The organism is Streptomyces sp. NPDC059037, from assembly GCF_042740015.1.
Classification (GTDB): Bacteria; Actinomycetota; Actinomycetes; order Streptomycetales; family Streptomycetaceae; genus Streptomyces.
This window is the reverse complement of sequence record NZ_JBHYIG010000223.1, coordinates 1-16,516: the sequence shown is the minus strand read 5'-3', so window position 1 is coordinate 16,516 and position 16,516 is coordinate 1. Positions and strand designations below refer to the sequence as shown.

12 protein-coding genes and 1 pseudogene are annotated in these 16,516 nt (G+C 67.9%); 3 read left to right on the top strand and 10 right to left on the bottom strand.

Annotation, left to right across the window (positions count from 1 at the left end):
* Nucleotides 1-97: 97 nt before the first annotated feature.
* From ACFWY6_RS33675 to ACFWY6_RS33660, 4 genes are all read right to left on the bottom strand, one after another.
* A complete protein-coding gene (locus tag ACFWY6_RS33675; RefSeq protein ID WP_384698624.1) occupies nucleotides 98-1,348 on the bottom strand; it encodes a glycosyl hydrolase in 1,251 nt (416 codons plus the stop codon).
* A 95-nt stretch (nucleotides 1,349-1,443) separates the two neighbouring features.
* A complete protein-coding gene (locus tag ACFWY6_RS33670) occupies nucleotides 1,444-2,376 on the bottom strand; it encodes a carbohydrate ABC transporter permease (protein ID WP_266872721.1) in 933 nt (310 codons plus the stop codon).
* Nucleotides 2,373-3,296 (bottom strand): carbohydrate ABC transporter permease, encoded by a 924-nt coding sequence (locus tag ACFWY6_RS33665; protein ID WP_384698620.1) that lies wholly within the window; start codon nucleotides 3,294-3,296, stop codon nucleotides 2,373-2,375. The genes ACFWY6_RS33670 and ACFWY6_RS33665 overlap by 4 nt, the downstream gene beginning before the upstream one ends.
* 25 nt (nucleotides 3,297-3,321) lie before the next feature.
* A complete protein-coding gene (locus tag ACFWY6_RS33660; protein ID WP_384698627.1) occupies nucleotides 3,322-4,623 on the bottom strand; it encodes an extracellular solute-binding protein in 1,302 nt (433 codons plus the stop codon).
* Nucleotides 4,624-4,880: 257 nt separating this feature from the next.
* Here ACFWY6_RS33660 and ACFWY6_RS33655 point away from each other — a divergent pair, with 257 nt between their 5' ends.
* Nucleotides 4,881-5,897: a LacI family DNA-binding transcriptional regulator gene (locus ACFWY6_RS33655; protein WP_384698618.1), complete on the top strand. Its 1,017-nt coding sequence runs from the start codon at nucleotides 4,881-4,883 to the stop codon at nucleotides 5,895-5,897.
* 163 nt (nucleotides 5,898-6,060) lie between these two features.
* On the opposite strand, the gene ACFWY6_RS33650 is transcribed toward ACFWY6_RS33655, so the two are convergent.
* Both ACFWY6_RS33650 and ACFWY6_RS33645 read right to left on the bottom strand, forming a co-directional pair.
* Nucleotides 6,061-6,504: an ATP-binding protein gene (locus tag ACFWY6_RS33650; RefSeq protein ID WP_384698615.1), complete on the bottom strand. Its 444-nt coding sequence runs from the start codon at nucleotides 6,502-6,504 to the stop codon at nucleotides 6,061-6,063.
* A 98-nt stretch (nucleotides 6,505-6,602) separates the two neighbouring features.
* Nucleotides 6,603-7,343, bottom strand: coding sequence for a GntR family transcriptional regulator (locus ACFWY6_RS33645; RefSeq protein ID WP_384698612.1), 741 nt, complete (start codon nucleotides 7,341-7,343; stop codon nucleotides 6,603-6,605).
* Between the two features lie 81 nt (nucleotides 7,344-7,424).
* Between ACFWY6_RS33645 and ACFWY6_RS33640 the strand changes: the two genes are divergently transcribed.
* Together ACFWY6_RS33640 and ACFWY6_RS33635 are read left to right on the top strand one after the other, a co-directional pair.
* Complete coding sequence (locus tag ACFWY6_RS33640; protein ID WP_384698609.1) at nucleotides 7,425-8,552, top strand: DUF1152 domain-containing protein; 1,128 nt, start codon at nucleotides 7,425-7,427, stop codon at nucleotides 8,550-8,552.
* 109 nt (nucleotides 8,553-8,661) lie between these two features.
* The gene (locus tag ACFWY6_RS33635) at nucleotides 8,662-11,958 is read left to right on the top strand and encodes an NACHT domain-containing protein (RefSeq protein ID WP_384698606.1); all 3,297 of its coding nucleotides are present in this window, start codon (nucleotides 8,662-8,664) and stop codon (nucleotides 11,956-11,958) included.
* A 136-nt stretch (nucleotides 11,959-12,094) separates the two neighbouring features.
* On the opposite strand, the gene ACFWY6_RS33630 is transcribed toward ACFWY6_RS33635, so the two are convergent.
* From ACFWY6_RS33630 to ACFWY6_RS33615, 4 genes and pseudogenes are all read right to left on the bottom strand, one after another.
* Nucleotides 12,095-13,720 (bottom strand): alpha-L-fucosidase, encoded by a 1,626-nt coding sequence (locus ACFWY6_RS33630; protein ID WP_384698603.1) that lies wholly within the window; start codon nucleotides 13,718-13,720, stop codon nucleotides 12,095-12,097.
* Between the two features lie 53 nt (nucleotides 13,721-13,773).
* Entirely contained in the window at nucleotides 13,774-15,681 is a 1,908-nt protein-coding gene (locus ACFWY6_RS33625; protein WP_384698600.1) for a family 20 glycosylhydrolase, read from the bottom strand.
* Nucleotides 15,682-15,860: 179 nt separating this feature from the next.
* A complete protein-coding gene (locus tag ACFWY6_RS33620) occupies nucleotides 15,861-16,031 on the bottom strand; it encodes a hypothetical protein (protein WP_384698597.1) in 171 nt (56 codons plus the stop codon).
* A gap of 21 nt (nucleotides 16,032-16,052) precedes the next feature.
* Nucleotides 16,053-16,430, bottom strand: a pseudogene (locus ACFWY6_RS33615) (RrF2 family transcriptional regulator); the annotation flags it as partial.
* Nucleotides 16,431-16,516: the final 86 nt, after the last annotated feature.

Below are 16,516 nucleotides of genomic sequence, written 5' to 3'. Positions count from 1 at the left end.
CTCGCGGGGGGGGTGGGGTGGCGCGGGGGGTGGGGGGTGGGGGGGGGCGCCCCCCACCAAAAAATCACCCCGCGGCGGGGGGCGCGTTCAGTCCGGCCTAGCCGACCTCCCCCGGGGACACGACCTCCGTAATGCCCCGCGCAGCGAGATGCTCCGCATCCCCCGCCCGTCCGGCGAGGACCACCGTGGGGCGCGCACCGTCCGCCGTGAGCCGGGCGAACGTCTCGAAGACCGCTCCTCCGGGCGCACACGCGGACCGCGCCGAGGTGGCCTCCTCCACGACCACCGCTGTCGCCCGCGCCGCAGGCGCATACTCCCGCCCCCGCCACTCCTTGGCGATCCGCGCCAACGCCGCACCCCCCGGCTTCACCCGCCCGTCATTGGTCAACAGACCCAGGCTGTACTCGAGTTCGGGGAAGTCCGCCAGCGACCGCGACACATCGTGGGAGCACCACCACGTCACGCCCCACACATCGGCGCAGTCCAGCGCCGCCGCCACCGTCGCCTCGGTGAAGGCCGCCGCGTGCTCGGCCGGGATGAGGGGCGCGGGCGCCCCGACCTCCTGGAGCCAGACGGGACGGTGCGGATCGTCCGCCCAGGCCTTGGACAGTTCGATCATGTACGCGGCGTGGTGCGCGGTGGCCACCCCTTCCCGCCCATGCCGCTGCGCCGTCCCGTTGAACACCCAGGAGTGCACGGCGGTCGCACCCCCAAGGCGGGCCGCCTGCGCCGGGGTGAAGGGCTGGTCGTCCTGGTACCAGGCGGCGTCGTACTCGGCATGCAGATGCAGCTTGCCGGGGGCGCCCTCCTCGCACGCGGCGAGCACCCGCGTCAGCCACGCCTCCGCCTGCTCCTCGGTGATCCTGTCCGGGTCGGGATGCGGCCCCGCCGAGAACTGGTTGACCTCGTTGCCGATGGTCATGCCGATGAAGTTCGGCCGGTCGGCGAGCGCGGCGGCGAGCGTGCGCAGATACTCGGCCTGCGCCGTCACGACGTCCGGGTCGGTGAAGATGTTCCGCCGGTGCCAGGTCTGCGTCCACGGCGGCAGGAAGTCGAAGCTCGACAGATGGCCCTGCAGTCCGTCGACGTTGACGTCGAGTCCGCGCTCGGCGGCGGCGTCCGCGAGGGCGACCAGCTGCTCGACGGCGCGCGGCCTGATCAGGGTGCGGTTGGGCTGGAAGTACGGCCAGATGGGGAAGACCCGGATGTGGTCGAGGCCGAGCGCGGCGATCGAGTCGAGGTCGGCGCGCACGGCGTCGAGGTCGAAGTCGAGCCAGTGGTGGAACCACCCTTGGCTCGGCGTGTAGTTGGCGCCGAAGCGCACCACGTCAGAAGGCGTGCGAGGCATACGAGTCCTGGTTCTCGGGGGTGCGGGGGGAATGATCTCCGGCACGGCGGCGAACTGGGCGAACTGGATGAACTGGAAGAACTGAGGGGACGGCCTCAGCCCTTGACCGCCCCCTCGCCCACCCCGCGGAAGAAGTACCGCTGCAGACAGGCGAAGAGAGCGATCAGCGGCAGCACGGCGATGACCGTGCCCGCCGCGACGAGCCGTTCGTCGTTGGCGAAGGTGCCGTGCAGATAGTTCAGGCCGATGGTCAGGGTGAACCGGTCCGGGTCGCTCAGCACGATCAGCGGCCAGAGGAAGTCGTCCCAGGCGCCCATGAAGGCGAAGATCGCGACCACGGCGAGGGTTCCCTTGACCGCGGGCAGGGCGATCCGGGAGAACCGCTGCCATACGTTCGCGCCGTCGACGTAGGCCGCCTCTTCGACCTCGTAGGGCAGATTGAGGAACGCGTTGCGCATGAGCAGCACATTGAGCGCCGAGATGCAGCCGGGCAGGAGTACGCCGATGAGGGTGTTGTTCAGGCCCAGCTCCCGCATGGTCGTGAACTGGGCGATGATGATGCCCTCCACCGGCACCAGCATGGCGAGGATGAAGACGAGGGTTGCGACCTTGCGGCCGCGGTAGCGCAGGCGGGCGAGGGCGTAGCCGGCGAGGGTGGCGCCCACGCAGTTGGTCACCACGTTGGCGGTGGCCACCTTCAGGGAGTTGAGGGCGTAGTCCCAGACGGGGATGGTGTCGGCGACGCGCTCGTAGTTGTGCAGGGTCGGCTCGGACGGCAGGAATTTCGGGGGCGAGCTGAAGATGTTCTCGTGCGGTCCCTTCAGGGACGTGGACAGCTGCCACAGAAACGGGCCGATCATCAGCGCGAGTACGCCGAGCAGAAGTGCGTAGCGCAGGACGATCTCCCACACCGGCATCCGGCGGCCGTTCTCGTCGGTGATCCGCCCCCGCCGGGTGCCCTTCTTGCGGGGCTTCTCGCCGGTCCGCGCCGGCTGCTCGGTCTTGCGTGCGTCGGTCGCGATGCTCACGCGTCCTCCTTCCGGTCCGCCCGCAGCACGAGCAGCATCAGCGCGACGGTGACGACGAAGACGACGACGGAGATGGCCGAGGCGTAGCCGACGCGGCCGGTGAGGCCGGTGCCGACGCGCTGCACCAGCATCACCAGCGTCGTGTCCTCGCCCGCGGGACCGCCGTTGGGCCCTGCCATCAGATAGACCTCGGAGAACACCTTGAAGGCGGCGACCGATGACAGCGCGGCGACCAGGACCATCGTGGAGCGCACGGCGGGCACGGTGACGGTGAAGAAGCGGCGGACCGCTCCGGCGCCGTCCACCGACGCCGCCTCGTGGAGCTCGCGGGGGACGTTGGCGAGCGCCGCGAGATAAATGATCATGTAGTAGCCGAGGCCTTTCCAGACCGTGACCGCCATGGCGCTGAGCAGCAGCAGCCACTGGTCGCTCAGGAAGCCGACCTTGCCGACGCCCACGGCCTCCAACACCGCGTTGACCAGGCCCCGTTCATCCAGCATCCACACCCAGATCAGGCCCACCACGACGACGGAGGCGACCACCGGGGTGTAGAAGGCGGACCGGAAGAAGGTGATGCCGGGGATGTGCTTCTGGACGAGCATCGCGAGCAGCAGGGGCAGCAGGACGAGCGCGGGGACGACCCCGACGACGTACAGCGCGCTGTTGCGCAGGCCGATCCAGAACATCTCGTCGCGCAGCAGCTCACGGAAGTTGTCCAGGCCGACGTACTCCCCCGGGATCAGGGTCCGCTTGTCGGTGAAGGAGTTGATGACCGTGCTGACGAACGGATAGAGGATGAAGATCCCCACGATCGCGAGTCCGGGCGCGGCGAACAGCCAGGGGCTGGACGGCAGTTGACGCCGGATGCGGCCGCGGGACGGTGCCGGGCGTTGCGCGGTGGCGGCGCTTGAGCTCTTCATGGTGGCGGCCCCGAATCGTCTCGGCTCAGCTCTGCTTCAGCAGCCGGTCACAGTTCTTGACAGCGTTGTCAAGCGCTTCTTGGGGGCTCTCCTTGCCCTGCAGGGCCTTGCCGACGCTGTTGCGCAGCTCGATCTTCATCTGCTCGCTGAACTGCACCGGCGTGTAATTCACCGCGGTCTTGATGGACTTGGCGCCGGCGATCCGCACGCGCGTGTCGTCCGTACCGTCCTGCTTGGTGAAGTACGGGTCGTCCAGCGAGCCTTGCGTACTGGGGAAGATCGCGACCTTCTTGGCGAAGGACATCTGGTGCTGCGCGTCCGTGACGTAGTGCGCGAAGGCGACGGCGGCGGGCGTGTGCTTGGTGCGGGTGTTCACCATCACCCCCATCACGTACATGTTGTCCTTGCCGGTGTTGGTGATCTGCGGGGTGATCCCGATGTTCTTGTAGAGACCGGGCGCTTCCTTCTTGAACTTGCCGAGGTCCAGGGCGCTTCCGGGGTTCATGGCGACGGCCTCGGTGAGGAACTTCTTGCCCGTCGACTCGGGCGTCGCGTTCAGCGCCTGCCCGTCAAGGGCCTTCGCGTCGTACAACTCCTTGTACTTCTTGAGGAGTTCGACCCCCTTGGGGCCGTTGAAGGTGAACTTGGTCCCCTCCTTGTCCATCAGCGGTACGCCGTAGCGCCCGAAGTCCTCGATGGCGGGGATGTTGGCGAGCGTGGCGGTCTTGCCCTTGCTCTTCTCCGACATCTGCAGGGAGGCTTCGAAGAGTTCGTCGAACGTCTTCGGCGGCTTGTCGGCGTCGAGCCCGGCGTCCTTGAAGAGCCGCTTGTTGTAGAAGAGCGGCCCGGTGTTCAGATACCAGGGGAAGGCGTACGTCCCCTCCGTGCCCGGTATCTGGTGGCTCTGCCACGCGCCCGGCAGGTACTCCTTCTCGTACTTCCCCGCGGCCTTGTCGAGGTCGAGCGCGAGGCCCGCCTTGGCGAGCGGGGCCACCAGGTCGGGCGAGACGTTCACGACGTCGGGGAGGGTGCCCGCGGCGGCGTCGGCACTGATCTTGTCGGCGTAGCCCTCGCCGGGCTGGTCGACCCAATTGACCTTGGTGCCGGGGTACTTCTTCTCGAAGCCGTCGACGACGCCCTCGAAGTACGACTTGAAGTTGGCCTTCAGATTCCAGGTCTGGAAGGTGATCTCGCCCTCGATCTTGCCGGAGGCGTCCTTCGATCCGCCTCCTTCGCCCCCGTCTCCGCAGGCGCTCAGCGGCAGGAGCACGGCGATGGCGGCGGCAGCGGCGACTGCCCTTCGGTGGATGCGGGGATGACGGGAGATGCGCACGGTGAAACGGCTCCTTTGCTCGGCCCAGCGTGAGGCAGACCCTGCATGGAACGCGGGTAAAAAGTCAATGGATTCGTTGAAGAATCCTTGGCGAGCACGCCAACTATGCAGGTCAGAGAGGTGTGTTGAAGTTCTTGCGGGGATCGACTAATGCGCTTTAGAGTGGGCTGGCTCAAGCGCATTAGTATGCGGGCAACGGGAAAGGGGCAACACGGGTGCAAGGCAAGCGGTCACCGGCACGCCGGCCGACCATGAAGGACATCGCACGCCGCGCCGGAGTCTCCGAGAGCGCCGTCTCCTTCGCGCTCAACGACCGGCCCGGAGTCTCCGACGTCACCCGCGACCGTGTCCGCAGGGTCGCCGAGCAGCTGGGCTGGCGGCCGAGCACGGCGGCGCGCGCACTGTCGGGTGAGGGCTCGGCGACGGTGGGACTCGTGGTGGCACGGCCCGCGGGGACGCTAGGCGTCGACTCGTTCTTCCTGCAGCTGATCTCGGGCATCCAGGAAGTCCTGGCGGAGCGTCACCTGGGCCTGCTCTTCCAGGTGGTGGAGGACGTGGCCGCCGAGTGCGCGGTCTATCAGCGGTGGTGGGCCGAGCACCGCGTTGACGGCGTCCTGGTCGTGGACCCGCGCACGGACGATCCGCGCCCGGCGCTCCTCGACGAGCTGGGTCTTCCGGCCGTGGTGACGGGAGGCGCGCCGGATCCGGACGCGGCGCATCCGGGGCTCTCCACGGTCTGGGCGGACGACGCGGGAGCGATGGCCGCGGTCGTGGACCACCTCTACGGCCTCGGGCATCGTCGCATCGTGCACATCGCGGGGCTGCCCGGCCTCGCGCACACGGAGCGCCGGATCCGTACGCTGCGGGCGGAGGCGCGGCGCCGGGACCTGTCCGAGGTCCACTCGGTGACCACCGACTACTCCGACGCGGAGGGCGCGGCCGTGACGCGGCGGGTGCTCGGCGCCGCGTCGCCGCCGACGGCACTCGTGTACGACAACGACGTGATGGCGGTGGCGGGGGTCGCCGCGGCTTCGTCCCTCGGCTTCAGTGTGCCCCGGGATGTGTCGGTGGTGGCATGGGAGGACTCGGCGCTGTGCCGGATGGTGCACCCGTGGCTGACAGCGCTGTCGCGCGACACGGTGTCCTTCGGGCGGACGGCGGCGCGGGAGTTGCTCGCGCTGATCGACGGTGAGCCTGCGGCCACTGTGCAGGTGCCGCTGCCTCGGCTGATCGAGCGGGAGAGTACGGGGGTTGTGAGCCGCGGGTGAGGTCCAGGGCGTCTCGTCCCCAATCCCGCTCTCTCCCAAAGCCGGAAGGGCAAGCCCGCGGCCCCACACACGGCTCGCCCCCTGGAGCGAAGCCCCGCGCGACCGGACTCGGGCTGGGTTTTCGACACTCTGCCCCACACGCAGAACTCCCCGTAGCAGTCTCTTAGTCAGGCTTGAAGGCGCGGTGCATGAGGAACACAACAGCCGTCCCACCATGAAGGCTTGGGCCAGACCACCACTCATCGGCCAGTGCATCCACGAGGAGCAGGCCGCGCCCGTGAGCCTCTGTGGCCTGTGGCGACCGCAGGCGGACGTGGGCGGGACAGCCGGGATTGTGTACGTCCACGCGCAGTGCTTCGCCTAAGCGGTACCAGCAGACGCGCACCCGCCAGGGCTCGTCGGCCTCCCCGTAGAGAATGGCGTTGGTGACCAACTCCGAGACCATCAGCACGCAGTCATCGATGGAGCAGCCGAGTTGGTGCGGCTCGTTGAACTTCCGGAACCAGCGGCGGGCCCGCCCAACCGACTCCGGGAGGGGGTAGAGGACCATCCCGCCGAGTGGTTCGAGTAGGGCGTCGTCGCCGGAGTTGCTGTCGGTGCGCGTCATTGCGCTTCCCCTTCCGGTAAGTGGCTAAGGCCACTTACCGGATAGTGGCATTGGCCACTTCGAGCCGCAAGGGCTTCCGAGGAAGCGACACCTACCACTCACCCCAACGGGTAACCCTGCTCGAACGCCCAGCGCCCTGGCGGATACACAGCCTCCGCGAACTCCAGCGGACGGTCCTGCAGGTCGTAGACGACATGGTGAACTACCAGGACCGCAGTGGGCAGTTCGAGCCCAAGCTCGTCAGCCTCATCCTCGGTGGCCAACCGGGCGCAGACACGATCTTCGCCATAACTGCCGCGCCGACCGGTGGCTTCCTCGACGTACATGACCGTGCCTTCACGAATCCGCTCGGGCTCGACGAGCTTGGGCGCCCGACGCCCCAGCTCGGCCGGGAACCAGGACGTGGACACCTCGACTGGACCCTCTGCCGAATTGGTCACCCGCCGCCGCTGAACTGCCCTGCGGTCCTTGCCGAGTTCAAGCGCCTCGACCACATGATCGGGCGCCTCGGCGTACCCGGCCGACGCGATGACCGCGTACTCCCCCGGCCCGTAGATCCGCCCCGTCTGCCGCGCCCGCCCATAGCGCTCGCGGGCCCGCCGGTGCACTTGCTGATCACGTACGTACGTCCCCGAGCCCTGACGCTTCTCGACAAGCCCCTGATGCCGGAGCGCCTCCAAGGCGCGAGCACTGGTGGGCCGGGAGACGTTCCAGTCGGCAGCCAACTGCCGCTCGGAGGGCACCTCTTCACCGGGCTGCAGATCCCCACGCAGAATCTGATCGCGAAGGAACTGGGCGATCTGCAGGTACTTGGGCAAGGCCTCAGCGATCTCGGGCACGCGACAATCCCTTCACCGACTGGCTAATACCAGTGGCCACTATAGGTGCGCACGCGAGAGCCCGGCCCCTACCCTGTTCCTGTGAAACGGCTCATTGTGGCGGCCGGAGGCGGCGGCGACGCGGTAGCGGCGGCGATGCTGCACGTCGCCCTATACGGCGACGATGACGAGCCGGCGCTGATCCTGACGTACTCCTGGGACCGCCTGATCGTCGACCCGGTACCAGGCCCGCGCTCCCCCGCAGACTTCATCGGGCTGCGCCAACTCACGCCACACGTCTGGGCAGTCCCCGGCACCGCAACGATGAAGCCGCCCCACGCGGCGACACTCCCCCGGCTCGCGGCGGAACTCCCGCACACCTTCGCGCTGATCGACCCGTACGCCGGGGCCACAGGCATCACCCGCCAACTCAACGAACTGATCGCCCACTTCACCCCGGAGACGATCGACCTCCTGGACGTCGGCGGCGACATCCTGGCCCACGGCAACGAACCCACCCTGCGCAGCCCCCTGGCCGACGCCCTCACCCTGGCGGCCTGCGCCCGCACCGAGGCACCTGTACGCCTCCTCGTGGCAGGCCCAGGGCTCGACGGCGAACTCCCCACCGACATCTTGCGCCCCCGCCTCGGCCCGCTCCTCACGACGCTCACCCCCGCGCATGCCAAGACCATCAGCTCCGTACTCCGCTGGCACCCATCCGAAGCCGCAGCTCTCCTGGCCGCCACCGCCCAAGGCGCCCGCGGCCTGTGCGAGGTACGCGACGCTGGGCTCCTCGTCCCCCTAACCGACGACGGCCCAACGATCCACCAGGTCGACCTCCCGACGGCTCTCGCCGACAACCGTCTCGCCCAGGCCTTGCTCGACACAACCGGCCTCGACGAGGCGGAGCAACGGTGCCGCGACATCTGCGGCACCTCCGAGATCGACTACGAACGCACCAAGGCCACAAGGCTGCTGAGCATCAAGGCAACTGACGCCGACCCCACCACTCTGCGCACCCAGCTCCACCAGTTCGAGGAAACAGCCCTCACTCGTGGCGCCACCCATGCAACGTTTCGCCGAGTCGCCGAGGCCCTGGGCTTGAACCGGGAGTCACGTCACGAGATGGTCAAGTTCATTGCCTCGGCATATCCCTCAGTGTGGAGACTCTCGACACAGCCGAGCAGCACCACAAACGAGCGATCACGAACCGATGGAGAAGGGGCTTAACGCCGTCTTACGTGTACGCCCAACGAAAGCTAGGCCCCAAAGCCTGCCTGTCATACGGTGGTAAGGCCACAGCTCGTGGCGTTCCTGTACGGCTACGGGGGGGGGCGCCGTGGAGCCCACCGCGACATCCATCGGCATCAAGCTCGCTTCCAGCGTCGTCGCACCGCTTGTCAAGCGGCTCTTCGCTACCGAGGGGCCAGGGGCCGACCTGACCGACCGGCCCGTGCGCATCTCAGCGCTGGTCTCCTTCAGGGGGCAGCAGCGCACACTGGGTGAGCGCGATCTCCGTAGGCTTGCCACCAAGTTGGTCAAGCGTGCCGTGCACAGCGACGAGCGGCCTATCCCGGTCGACGAGGACCAGGCAGTCGTTGAGGCGCTGGTAGTAGCGTTGCGCTCCCTCGGGGACCTGAACCTCACCGACGTGGAGGCCGTGCAACTGGGGCACTCGGCCTTTACGGACAAACTGAGCCATGGTGACGCGCAGCGCAGAGCAGTCGCCCAGCTGTCGTCCGACGCTACGTACTTCTATGAGAATTTGTTGTCCATCGCGAGCCTGCACATACTCGACTTCTTCACCCGCAGGTCGGCATTCATCCCCCGCACGCTGGTCGAGCAGAGCCGGACCCTGAGCGTGCTCGTCGCCAAGATGGATACGCTGATCGCGCGCGTCCCACCGCCCGTGGCAGGAGACGAGACCTTCGAGCGGGATTACCTGGCGTACATCGCAAAGAAGCACGGCAAGTTGACCATCCATGGCCTCGATCTCGTCGACCCAGCCGACAACAAATGGCCACTGGACACGACCTACATGCGCTTGGAGGTCGCACAGCCTGTGCGTCGCACTCGTCGGCCGCGCAAGGCGGCGTCGCCCGAACGCTCCTCTGCGCTGGCGGAGTTCGGCGTACGAACTCCGTCTGACAAGCCCAGCTCTTCCGTGTCTCGTCCCGCGGACGTGGTCCTTGCCGATCAGGAGCACGTGCTGCTGCGTGGGGAAGCCGGGTCCGGCAAGACCACACTTGTCCAGTGGCTCGCTCTCTCGGCAGCTCGCCCTGAGCCTGAGTCACAAATGGCCTACCTGAGTGACCGCATTCCCTTCGTCCTACCCCTCCGCACCTTGACCCGTGCCGAGGACCCACGGCATTTGCCGACTCCCCGTAGCTTCCTGAGCGCGGTCGGCTGCCCGTTGGATGGGAGTCAGCCCGACCGGTGGGAGCACCGGGTTCTACGGGCAGGCCGCGGCCTCATCCTCGTCGACGGCATCGACGAGGTGCCGCAAAGGGAACGCCCCGCCACCCGCGAGTGGCTGCACGACTTGGTCGAGGCATACGAGGGCAACCGTTGGCTCGTCACTTCGCGCCCCGAGGATGTAGACGAGGACTGGTTGGCCGATGACGGCTTTACCTCTGTTGTCCTGTCACGCATGACGCCAAGTGATGTCGAGGCGTTCATCCGACGCTGGCACGGCGCTGCGCGCACCGGCGACGCCGAGAAGGATGCGCAACTGGCCCGATATGAATCTCAGTTGATTGACGCAGTGCGGACTAAACCAGACCTCGCGCGTCTAGTGACCAACCCGTTGATGTGTGGCCTGACCTGCGCCCTCAACCGGGACCGAGACGGCTATCTGCCCGGCGGGCGTATGGAGCTGTACCGCACCGCTCTCCAGGCCTTGCTGATCCGTCGCGACCCTCAACGTCGCGTCCGGACAGTCCAGTTGAGTGAGGAGGCCCAAGTCAAGATCGTGCAACATCTCGCCTACTGGCTGATTCGCAATGGCCGCAACGAGATGGACCACAGCCGGGCCGAGAAGATCATCAAAGCGCTCATGCCTGCGATACCCGAATTCGGCGAGAAGCTCGGCGACGCGTCCGCTGTGTTTGCGCACTTCCTCTCCCGCAGCGGTCTGCTGCGGGAACCCGTTCCCGGCACGGTTGACTTCGTTCATCGCACGTTCCAGGACTACTTGGGTGCGCAGGCAGCCGTGGACAGTGGCGACTTCGGCCTTCTACTCGATCACGCGGTCGACACGCAGTGGGAGGACGTCATTCGCATGGCTGTGGGACACGCTCACGTTCATGAACGAGCCATGCTCATCAAGGGCCTTCTGGACAAGGCCCCGTCTGGGCGCCAGAAGTCCCATGTGGCGACCCGGCACCGCATCTATCTCCTCGCTCTCGCCTGTCTCGACAACGCGCCGGACCTCGACCCCCGGGTGCGCAGGGAAGTTACCCGGAAGGCGGCGACCCTCATCCCGCCGCGAAACGAAAGCCGGGCCCGAGCTCTGGCAGCCGTCGGCCCGATCGTTCTGGATCAGCTCCCGGGCCCCGAGGGACTGGACGATGAGACAGCCATGCTCGTCGTCATCACGGCGTCTCATGTGGACAGTGAGTACGCGATCCCTGTCCTCGCGCGCTTCGCCACTCACCCATCACCTGCGGTGCGGACCCTGCTCGCCGAGGCGTGGGACCGCCATGCCACCTCCCGCTACGCCGACGAAATCATTGCCAAGCTCGCCGCCGATGTCAGCATCACGGTCACCAGTGACGAGCAACTTGATGCGCTGGGTTCGCTGGGCTCATTCACGTCGCTCACGGCTGCAGGACAGGGCGTCACTGATCGCGCTCTGCTCAGATATGCACTGCGGACCGCAGCCCCGCAGGAGTTACGAATCCTGGGTATTGACCATCTGCAGAGCCTGGCGTTCCTGGACGCGTTTACTGGCAGCGTCAAACACCTTGTCGTCCAGATGTCTGCCCAGGTATCCGATGCCGGGGCGATCGCTAGGCATGGTTTGCAGAAACTTGTCCTCACCGGCACGCGTGTGACTGACTTCGGCTTCCTGCACGAGTTGGAGGATCTGGAACAGTGCGTGATCGACTGGGACTTTAACCTGAAGCCGGCCTGGTGGGACTTTAACCTGATGCCGGGCTCGCAGTCCTACGACGTGCACCTCTCTCCGTTTTCCCCCATGCCCCTTGATGATGTGGGTTACGGCCTGCTTCCGTCCTACGACCCGGCCTATACAATCTTCGATCCACCCCCGTGGGGGTTGCGCTCGCACGACGCCCCCTGGGTCGCACTTGCCGAGCGTCCGCGGCTCACGGATCTCAGCCTGAGCGTCAGGTCCTTCGCCAGCTTGCCCAGCACGGTGGCTTTCCCCACCGTCCGTAATCTGTTCATCGAGTCCCGAACCCCTGAAAACCTGCTGCGAGATCTCTCCGCGCTCCCGGGCATGTTTCCAGCGCTGGTAGAGCTGTCCGTCGGGCACCTGCACCCTGAGGCCGACCTCACACCATTGCGAGCCCTCCCTACACTGCGGAAGGTTGCCGCCTGGGGTCCGTTTAAGGTCTCGAAGTGGCGCGAGTACCTGCCACCGGAAGTCGACCTCGAGCATCGCGACCGGTGAACGGCCTATGCAGCGGATCAGTACCACTCTCACGATCTCCGCTGAAGATTTCTGGCTCCGGCTTGAGGATCTCAGCCGGAGCCACCGGCCCGTCCGCCCGGACCGTACCAATGGGCAAAGTGGGGAGGGAAGGCCCCTACCCCCGCGCCCCATACAACCCGAACTCCGCCAACCGCACCGCCCTCCGCGACGCCGTCACCCGAACCCGCCACTCCCGAGCCGTCACCGGTGAGGCGAGGGCAAGGACCCGGCTCGCGCCCACCGTCGTGACCACCGTCACGAGGGACCATTCACCGCCGGGCACCCGCGCCTCGATCACCGCCCCCTCCAACCGCTGCCCCCGGCGAATGTCCTCGCCGAGCCGGATCCGGTCGACGCCCCGCTCCTGACCGAGGTCGACGGTCAGCGTCCCCCGCGAAGGGGCCGGGCACTGCCACGCCGAGTCCGGGTCACCGTCCACCGCGTGTCCCGCCTGCGCCCCGTCCCCCCGGACCCGAGCGCCCCGCGCGAAGTCCTCCGGCAGCTCGCGCCCGAGCCGTTCGCGGAACTCCCGCAGCCGCGCCACATCGGCATCCGGCAGCAGTCCCCGCTTGTCCGGCGGGATGTTCAGGAGCAGCACCGAGTTGCGGCCCACCGAACGGAACCAGATGTCCGTCAACTGCTCGACGGACTTGGGCTGTTGGTCCTCGTGGTAGAACCACCCCGGCCGGATCGAGACATCGCATTCCGCCGGCCACCACTGCACGTACTGGGCGACCGCCCGCGCCTCGGCCAGCGCCTCCCTGCTGCCCTGGTCGGGCGCGTCGTACTTGAGCGCGTAGTCGATGCTGCCGTTGCCGGAGTCCTTGACCGGGACGACACTCCACTCGTTCTCCCGCGCGAGCCCGCCCTCGTTGCCGACCCACCGGACGTCCGGCCCACGCACGGCGACCGTAGCGTTGGGGGCCAGGGCGCGGATGACCGCGTACCAGCTGTCCCAGTCGTACGTTTCCACCTTCTCCGGTGGGATGCGGCCCTGCGCCCCGTCGAACCACACCTCGTCGACCGGGCCGTACTCGGTGAGCACTTCGTAGAGCTGGTTGAGCATGTGGGCGCCGTAGTCGGTGGCGTCGAGGGTGAAGGAGCGCAGGTCGTCGCCCGTCCGGTCGTCGTCGGCCGTGAGCGTGGGGATGGTGCGGGGCGAGCGCTTGCTGCCGTTGGCGTAGACGCCGTCGAGGTACTGGTTCTCGTCGGCGGGCGAGACGTAGACGCCCACCTTGATGCCGTGGCGCCGCAGCGAGTCGGCGAAGGAGCGCAGGACGTCGCCCTTGCCGCCCTGCCAACTGCTGCTCACCACACTGTGCTTGGTGTAGCGCGAGGGGTAGAGAACGAAGCCGTCGTGGTGTTTGACGGTGAGGATGGCGAGCTTGAACCCACCGTCGCGCAGGGCCCTGGCCCACTGGTCGGTGTCGAGCCCGGACGGCTGGAAGACGTCGGGATCCTCGTCGCCCGTGCCCCATTCGAGGCCGGTGAACGTGTTGACGCCGAAATGCAGAAACGCGGTCTGCTCCAGGCGCTGCCAGGCGATCTGCCGTTCCGTGGGCCGCACTTGAGCGGCCTTGGCGACGACTTCGTCCGGGGTGTCGTCGGGGCTGATCGGGATGCGGTACGGCGGTTCGGCGCCACCGGGGCGGGTCGCGGCGGCCGACGCGAGCGAGGCGCTCGACGCGGTGACGGCCGTGGTGACGGCGGCGGCCATGAAGATGCGTCTGCTCACAGTCATGGGGGTGCGGGTCTCCCTCGGGGGTCGGATCGAGATCAGGCGGCCTCGGTCGGTCAGTGGGTGGTCAATGTCCATACGGCGGGCGGCTTTTGATCGTCCGGGTACTGGAGGATCCGTCCGTCGTCGGTGACGTGCGCGCTCATGCGTGTGATGGCGTTGGTGAGCCGGTAGTCACCGCCGGCCGTTCCGGTCAGCTGCCAGCGCTGCAGCGTGTTCGCCGGGTCGCAGGTCTCCTCGGTGACGGCCGTTCCGGGCTGCAGCGGCACGTTGAGCGTGAGCTTGCCGCTGCGGGTCTCCAGGCAGGCGCCGCTCGACGCGGACTTGAGGGTCACATAGCCGTCGGCGGTGCGCTTGATCTCGTAACGGGCGGGCTTCGCATGGCCCTTGGTGTCCCGGAGGGTGTACGTCCCGTCGGCGACCGGGGTCCGTGTGAGGTCCCGCCGGCCGGGCGCGTGGCCCACCGTGCCGGCGCGGGCGGTGAAGTCCGCGTACGTCGCATCGGGATGCGCCGCGCCCCACGTCACCTGCGCGATGTGACTGAGCGGCATCGCCATGGCGGCCGCGACCTCGTTCTCGGTCTCGCCGCGGCCGTCGTCGGGCCACAGGCTGATCTTCGCCCCGGTGATGCCGTCCCGCGACGCCAGCTTCTCGCCCTCGAAGCTGCGCGGGTCCCAGGCCTGGTCGTAGAGCGCCTTGGTGTTCGTGTGGAAGCCACCGCGTACGAGATAGAGGGCGTACGCGGCGTTCTGCAACGGGTGGCCCTGCGCGATGAGTTCGCTCGGCTTGGTCTTCACGTCCAGCCAGTGCTCGACGCTCGTCCCGGCGGCGACGGGCACGGTGTTCGCACCGGTCAGGCCGTCGTTCCAGATGCGCAGTTGCTTGCCCCGCTGCGTCGCGTAGGCGTGCACGCGGTTGATGAAGTCGACGAAGGCGTCCTGCGGGGTCGCGTTCGCGCCGTACTTCTTGCGCGCGTACTCCAGGATGTGCGGGTACTTGGCGAAGTCGGAGCCGAGCATGTACTCGTCGGCGCCCATGTGCCAGGACTTGGCGGGGAACACCTCGGCGTACTCGTCGATGAGGCTCGTGTAGTAGGCGAAGGCCTCGTCCTTGGTGATGTCGAGGCGGGACGGCTGCGGCTTTCCGTCGGAGTCGGTGAGCTGCAGGTCGGTGCGGTTCTCCAGCCAAGGGTCCATGTGGCCCGGCGAGTTGATCTCGGGAATGATCGTGACGTGGTACTTTTCGCCGAGCGTGACGATGCGGCGTATCTCGCTCTTGGTGTAGTAGCCCCAGCTGTTGGCCGCGGGGTGCTTGTCGCTCTTCACCTTCAGTTCGAGCAGCAGTTGGTTCTGTTTGTTGTACGCCATGTCGCGTACGAGGTTCTCCAGCCAGGGCATGGAGATGTGGATGTAGCAGGCGCAGACGCCGACGCCGCGCTCCTTGTACTGGGGCACGTCGACGGTGCGGCCGGCCGGGACGCGGTCGCCCTGGGCGAGGAGCTGGAGGAGTGTGCGGGTGCCGTAGAAGGTACCGGCCCCGGTCGCTCCGGTGATCTCCAGGCGTTCGCCCGCCCGGAGTTCGTACCCTTCGGTGCCGAGCGGCTTCCGCGCCGGGTCGACGTCGATCACGATGTCGCCGTCGCGCGGGGCGCCGTCGGCGACCGGAACCCGGCCCTCGCCCGCCGCCCGCAGATCGTCGGCGAGGGTACGGGCGACCTCGCGCGCCGCCTTCCCACGGGCGACGAGGCGGGTGTCCGGGCCGTAGGAGTAACTCCCCTCCCCCGGCGTCCAGTCGGTGAGCGCGGGGACGGTGCGGGGCGGCTCCGCGGCTGCCGACGGGGCCGCCTGGGCGGTGGCCGGGACCGGGGCGGCGAGCAGCAGCAGGGCGACCACGGTGCCCCGCAGCCGTCTCCGGTGCGGGCGGGAGCGGGGGCGGGGCGCGAAGATCGAGCGCAGGACGGTCATGACATCCGATGATTCAAGCGCCTCACAGGGGTGTCAATGCATAGGGCGCGGTGGGGACTTGGACATTTGCGTGGATCCATCGGATGAATCGCGTGGGGCCCTTCGCCGGAACCCGTCCGATACGGAGACCTCGCCCCTCACCGCGTACTGCGACAGCGACCGGGCCGTCCCGGCAGACGTCATCGGCACGACGGCAAGGTGACGACCACCGTGCGCCGCGCCGGCGACGCGGCGATCGGCACCAAGTCGGCACCGGCCAAGTGCGACGACGGCGAGTACGCCTTCAGCAAGGACGGCGACAGCTGGGACGACGACCCCATGGAGAGCGAGGCACCGTTCCTGCGCGCCAAGAACACCTGCTTCAGCGAGTTCTACCTCGAGTCCACGATGACCCACGAGTTCGGCCACGCCTTCGGCCTCGGCCACGTGCCGAGCGGCCACGAGAACCCGCTGCCCTGCTCCACCGAGCCGACGAGATCGGCGATGGGGCACGGCTCCGTGCACTGTTCGGCCGGCGTCCCGAGCGGGCCCCGCTGGCGGATCTCGGTGCACACGAACGCCGGACTCGCCCCGTCGACCGCCTGCACCACGTCCAGGACCGTGATCTCTGCGGCGGCCCGCGTCAGCACGTATCCGCCCGTCTTGCCCTGGACGGACTTCACGAGACCCGCCCGGGACAGGGCCCGCATCTGCTTGGCCAGACAGCTGGGCGAGACGTCGTGCAGCTGCGCGAGGCGGGCGGCCGGGACCGAGGGCAAGGCCATGAAGATCCAGGTCACGGGCAGACCCTGGCCGCCGCCGTCCAGAACGCGGGCGGGGGGGGGCGCCCCGCGGC

What these genes read in the sequence shown, in the direction of transcription:
- ACFWY6_RS33665 (WP_384698620.1), bottom strand. Translation starts at nt 3,296, where the DNA reads ATGAAGAGCTCAAGCGCCGCCACCGCGCAACGCCCGGCACCGTCCCGC.
- ACFWY6_RS33675 (WP_384698624.1), bottom strand. Translation starts at nt 1,348, where the DNA reads ATGCCTCGCACGCCTTCTGACGTGGTGCGCTTCGGCGCCAACTACACG.
- ACFWY6_RS33655 (WP_384698618.1), top strand. Translation starts at nt 4,881, where the DNA reads ATGAAGGACATCGCACGCCGCGCCGGAGTCTCCGAGAGCGCCGTCTCC.
- ACFWY6_RS33630 (WP_384698603.1), bottom strand. Translation starts at nt 13,720, where the DNA reads ATGACTGTGAGCAGACGCATCTTCATGGCCGCCGCCGTCACCACGGCC.
- ACFWY6_RS33650 (WP_384698615.1), bottom strand. Translation starts at nt 6,504, where the DNA reads ATGACGCGCACCGACAGCAACTCCGGCGACGACGCCCTACTCGAACCA.
- ACFWY6_RS33625 (WP_384698600.1), bottom strand. Translation starts at nt 15,681, where the DNA reads ATGACCGTCCTGCGCTCGATCTTCGCGCCCCGCCCCCGCTCCCGCCCG.